This is a genomic window from Curtobacterium sp. RIT-PI-V (assembly GCF_025642935.1).
In the GTDB taxonomy this organism is placed as follows: Bacteria; Actinomycetota; Actinomycetes; order Actinomycetales; family Microbacteriaceae; genus Curtobacterium.
Window position 1 is genome coordinate 1 of the sequence record NZ_JANZKM010000054.1, and the last position, 241, is coordinate 241.

General features: G+C 66.4%; 1 pseudogene. It reads left to right on the top strand.

The window, feature by feature from the left end:
* Positions 1 to 241: pseudogene (locus OGL88_RS17690) on the top strand (hypothetical protein); the annotation flags it as partial.

Here is a 241-nt window from a genome sequence, read left to right on the forward strand (position 1 = left end):
TGCTCAACCACGACGACTCCGGCCTCACCCTCAAGGCCGGCGACACCACCGTCACGCTCGAGAACTTCGTCGTGAACCCGGGCTCCTCCAAGCTCTACGGTGACGTCCTGGTCAACGGCAAGGTCGCCGCGTCCAACGCGTTCCTGTTCGAGCTCTGGGGCGGTTCCCTCAAGCCCCTCCAGCTCGAGGGCGACAACGCCATCCTGACCGGCACCACCGTCCACGTCTCCGAAGACGCCGC